Genomic DNA, 3012 nt, shown 5'->3' with positions numbered 1-3012 from the left:
TCTGTGTATGTTAAATTAAAAATTACACCCGTTTTCTCTCAATTATTCTTCAAGATAAAAATAATATTTCATGCAACCGATTGCGGTTTCGATTGCATAAAAAAATATTTTTTTTATTGTAAAAATTGCTTCTATGTTTGGAAAAATAAAAGTTAAACCATTTCACAATATTTTAATTACTATGAAAACAATGTACAAATGTTTTTTGCTTCTAATATTGTTTTGTTTTGTTGGAGGCAATACGATTTATGCATATTCAAAAAATAAAATTGAATATGCAGCAGATTTGCAAGTAACGGGTAAGGTTGTATCCGCTCAAAGCAAACTACCATTGATGGGTGTTAGTATAACTGAGAAGGGAACATCCAAAGGTACAGCAACGAATGCTAATGGGGAGTTCTCTATCAATGTAGCAAACTCTAAATCAATTTTGGTCTTTTCTTTTGTTGGTTACTCTACTCAAGAAGTTGTTATTGGGAACCGCAGTCAACTAAATATTAGTATGACCGAAGATGATAAATCACTTGATGAGGTCGTAGTAATTGGCTATGGTTCTCAAAAGAAGAGTGATTTAACTGGATCTGTTTCTTCTATTAAAAGTAGAGATCTTGTTACTCAAGTGGCGATTAATCCAGTTCAAAGTTTGTCTGGAAGGGCAGCCGGAGTTCAAGTCGTTCAAAATTCTGGAGAGCCTGGTTCAAACATCAGCGTTAGAATTAGAGGGGGCAATTCAATTTTGGGAAATAACGAGCCTTTATATGTATTAGATGGTTTCCCATTAGCAGGTTCGCCTTCATCATTATCACCTAATGATGTTGAATCAATCGAAGTATTAAAAGATGCATCTGCCACTGCTATTTATGGTTCTCGTGGAGCAAACGGTGTAGTACTAATTACAACAAAAAAAGGAAAAAATGGACAAAGTAAAGTTGAATTTGATAGTTATTATGGAGTTCAAGAAGCAGCCAAAACAATTGATATGTTAAATGCAAAGGAATTTGCCCAGTTAGCAAATTTGAGAGCAGCAAATGACGGAGATAAAGCTTTTTTTACCACTGAACAAATTAATTCATTTGGAGAAGGTACTAATTGGCAAAATGAAGTTCTACGTAAAGCAATTGTACAAAATCATGTAATTACTATTGCTGGAGGAAATGAAAAAACACAATATTCGCTTTCTGGAAATTACTTTAATCAAGAAGGTATTTTAGTGGGGTCTAACTTTTGGAGAGGTCAAGTTAGGACTAATTTACAGCATCGTATTAATAATGTATTTTCTGTTTCATTCAATAGCGTCTTAAACAGAACCCAACGTAATTCATTGAATAGTGACAATACGGTTCGTGGAGCAGGAGTTTTATCAGGTGCATTAATTGCACCGCCAACTCTTACCCCCCTTAATGCTAACGGTGAATATAACTCAATTAGCTCCTATGCATTTAGTCCAGACGTTGCAGAAAATCCACTTGCAATGGGCTTGGAAAGAAAGCAGTTAGGGACAAATAATGGCGTTTTGGCAAATTTAGGGTTAACTGCTAAAATCTTACCAGATTTGGTATTTACAAGTACAGCTGGCATAGAAAACATAACCAATAGATCAGATTTTTATTCCCCAACCATTTTAAAGTTATCTGCAACAGGGGTAGCCTCAACAAGTAATTCCGAATTAACAAGTGTCGTTAATGAGAATTTTTTGACTTATAATAAGATATTTGGTGAATCACATAAATTAACAGCATTAACTGGTTTAACTTATCAAAATACGATGAATCGTGGAGTTACTGCTAGTTCAACAGGTTTTTTAAACAACGTTTTATCAAATTATAATTTACAGTCTGGTAGTGGACCGGGAATACCTACTTCATTTTTAACTGAGTTTTCAATCTTGTCTTATTTAGGCAGATTAAATTATTCATATAATGATAAATATTTAGTGACTTTTAGTGCAAGAACAGATGGCTCATCTAGATTTGGACGTGAAAATCGCTGGGGTTATTTCCCTTCTGGAGCCATTGCCTGGAGAGTAAGTGAAGAGGACTTTTTGAAAAACAGCAAAGTTATTTCAGATTTAAAATTTAGGGCTGGCTGGGGAATTACTGGAAGTACAGCAGTTAATCCATATCAATCACTTCAAACGCTTAATAGTACCCAAACGGTGTTTGATAGAAAATTATTCATAGGTTTTGCTCCTAGCCCGATTCAGCCTAACTCTGCTTTAAAGTGGGAAACTACTACTCAATATAATATTGGAGTAGATGCAAGCTTTTTAAATAACCGTTTTCAATTTAGCATAGATTTATATGACAAGATAACTTCTGATTTATTGGCTAATGTTAATTTGCCAACATCAACTGGTTATACCACAGTGACAAGAAATGCTGGTAAAATTCAAAATAAGGGTATTGAGTTGACAGCAGGGGCTAAAATTTTGGATGGTAATTTCAAATGGGATGTAGATGGAAATATATCATTTAATAGAAGTGAAGTATTAGAGTTAAATAAAGGAACTGATATTCTGAGTGCTCCAAGTACAAACCCATTTTTAGTTTCTGCGAGTTTGAATAGGGTAGGCCAACCAATGAATGCATTTTTTGGGTTCGTTGAAAATGGTTTAGACGTTAATGGAAACATCAAATATGTTGATCAAGACGGGAACAATACAATCAATGATCGAGATCGAGTAATTATTGGTGATCCCAATCCTGATTTCATTTTTGGATTTAATTCGCGAATGTCATATAAAAACTTTGAGTTGACAGCTTTTATAAGTGGGGTTCAAGGAAATGAGATATTAAATTTTAATAAAAAGGATGTAGCTGACGGTTTTGCTTTTGGAATTAATCAGATAAGAGACGTATTAGGAAATTATTGGACAAAAGAAAATCCAAATCCTAATGCCAGATATCCTCGAATTAGTAGAACTACAACATACAGGTTATCAGACAGATATGTTGAGGACGGGTCGTTTATCAGGCTTCGCAATGTGCAGCTAGCTTATAACCTTCCTACAAG

At 34.2% G+C, this 3012-nt stretch carries 1 protein-coding gene; it reads left to right on the top strand.

Features of this window, described 5'->3' with window-relative positions:
* Positions 1-133: 133 nt before the first annotated feature.
* The coding region (locus tag ACIQ2X_RS15265; protein WP_396179824.1) for a SusC/RagA family TonB-linked outer membrane protein at positions 134-3012 on the top strand (2879 nt) is incomplete at its 3' end.

The sequence above is a fragment of the Flavobacterium sp. genome (assembly GCF_044368625.1).
Classification (GTDB): domain Bacteria; phylum Bacteroidota; class Bacteroidia; order Flavobacteriales; family Flavobacteriaceae; genus Flavobacterium.
The sequence above is the reverse complement of the archived record's forward strand: the minus strand, read 5'-3'. Positions and strand labels throughout refer to the sequence as shown.